The sequence below is a fragment of the Vibrio sp. Vb0888 genome, assembly GCF_033338835.1.
Classification (GTDB): domain Bacteria; phylum Pseudomonadota; class Gammaproteobacteria; order Enterobacterales; family Vibrionaceae; genus Vibrio; species Vibrio alginolyticus.
On sequence record NZ_JAWOTL010000261.1, the window covers coordinates 1 to 1120 of the forward strand.

The 1120-nt window shown below is 45.4% G+C and carries 1 protein-coding gene; it reads right to left on the minus strand.

Features of this window, described 5'->3' with window-relative positions; genetic code table 11:
* Positions 1-1120, minus strand: a 1120-nt coding sequence (locus tag R7P72_RS25495) for a methyl-accepting chemotaxis protein (protein ID WP_318111018.1), incomplete at both ends; no start/stop codon positions are given.

Genomic DNA, 1120 nt, shown 5'->3' on the forward strand with positions numbered 1-1120 from the left:
ATGGCTTCGGCTGATTGATCCAATTGATCATTCAACTGCGCCACGTCGACACATACGCCTTCAACAATCGTCAAACCAGATTGGCTATCTAAGTTCGCAGAGCGGACATTTTCAGCAATGCTTTCTACTTGCTGAGCCACCGATTGAGCGGAAGAGGCCATCTCTTCGATCGCTGTTACGACTTGCTCAACTTCTTCTTGCTGACGATCCGCTTGGGTTAAGTTGCTATGAGCATCGCTTGCTACACTGGTCGAGTTACTTTCGACTAAATCGCTGGTAGAACGAATCTGGCCAACTAACTCATTCAGTTGATTTGCCATGCTTGCAACGCCGTTATTCAAATTCACAATCTCATTTTTAGAACGTTTACGAGACGACGGAATTTGTAAGCTGACTTCACCATTAGCTAGTCGAGTCATGTAAGAATTCAACACCGTTAGAGGCTGTAAGCTGCGATTTAAGAACAGAGTGAGCACAACAAAAGTGATGCTCGCTGCTACCGAAGAAATGATGGCTATCAGTTTAAGTAGCGTGTCGCTGCCTTTGGTCACTTCTTTGATGAATGTACCGCCCAGTAGTTTCCAGTTCCAGCCGGGTACTTCGGTGAACACTAAGTATTTTTCACCGACGGTTGAGCCGTATTGGAATGGGTAGCGGATCAGACCACTCTTTTGTTCGAAAATCTTATGGAAAGGCTTGTTACCATCGTAATCACGAACTTCTACGATTGAAGGATCGGTAGCGCTCTTAGTCGGGTGGAGTAAGTACTTACCAAGATTGTTTTTGTCGTTATCGACAATGATGGTGTAGCCTGTGTCGCCCCACTTAATCTCTTCTAGAGCATCAAACAGAGTTTGTGTGGCTTGGTCTACTGGCAAACCGATAAATGACAAGCCAGATACGTTACCGTTAGCGTCTTTGATTGGCGCGTAATAGGTAATGTAGCGTTCGCCATATAGTTTGATTTGCGCGTAGTAAGGTTTTCCGCTCTTTAAGAGTTGGTAACCAGGATGGTTGCGTCCAAGAGTCGTGCCTACTGCACGCTTACCTTGCGGATCTTTTAATGATGTTGAAACGCGAATGAAGTCATCACCAAGTGGTGCAAATAACGTTGCGATTG